Raw genomic sequence first — 967 nt, 5'->3', positions numbered from 1 at the left:
ACTGTTAACCCTAATGGCCGGTTAACGCCGGGAGCCCCCTCACGGCGGCGTCTGCGGCGGCACCTCTCCGCCGAGACCGAGGTCGAGGCCGAGCGCCTTCACCTGCTCGTTCAGGTCCCGCAGCAATTGCAGCCTTTCCTGCGCCTGCGCCTCGACATCGACGTCCGTGCGCGGCATCCCGGGCCATTCGCGCCGGAGGTCGTCGCGATGGACCAGACGCTTCGCCCGAAGCTCGTCAAGCCGAAGCGGATCGATGCCGAGCACGCCGGCGGATTGCCCGATCAGCCGGCACAGCAGCACGGTCACCGCGGCAACCGCATCGGCCTCATGCTTGCGCCCGAACCTCGAGAACTTGGCGTCGAGATCGGCCCAGACATGGGAGGTGACGAGATAGGCGTGGAGCGCATTCGCCCAGTCCGGCTCGCCGCATGCATAGAATGCGCGGCGCATCAGGAGCCGGCGAGCCAATGCGGCGACCTGATCCCGCTTCAGCGTCGCGATTGAAGCGATCTCGATTGCCGACTGGACGGCCGGGTCGCGGGAATAATCCCGCTGTGCCGGCAACCAGATGATGCCGCCCGGCAGGTTAGAGTCGAGCAGGCGGAAGCCGCCATCGTTGCGCGGCCGCGAATAGCGCGCGATCGCAAATCCATGTTCGGAGTTGCCTGCATCGGACATTGGACCGAAATGGACGATGTTGAAGCCGGCATCGTCGCCGCCCTGCCCGGTCGAGGACGGACAGGACAGCACGTAGATCGTGCGCCAGAACGCTTCATCGCCCCTGCTCCGCGTCGCACGCGGATCCGGAATCGAATAGCGGGTCAGCCCCTCGACATGGCGGTGACCGTGCAGGACGAGATCGACGTTGAGCGAGGTGGCCGCTTCGAGGAAGGTCGCGGGCGCGGCGAGATACATCAGCGGTTCATCGGGGCTGCCGAGAAAGCGCTTTCCTTCGCCGGTCGCCTGC

General features: G+C 66.3%; 1 pseudogene. It reads right to left on the bottom strand.

The annotated features are described in order from the left end of the window. Positions 1-39: 39 nt before the first annotated feature. Positions 40-967, bottom strand: a pseudogene (locus AC1D00_RS42830) (metallophosphoesterase family protein); the annotation flags it as partial.

This window comes from Bradyrhizobium sp. P2_E8 (assembly GCF_056403875.1).
Note: the sequence above shows the minus strand (reverse complement) of the source record. Positions and strands in the feature narration are given on the sequence as shown.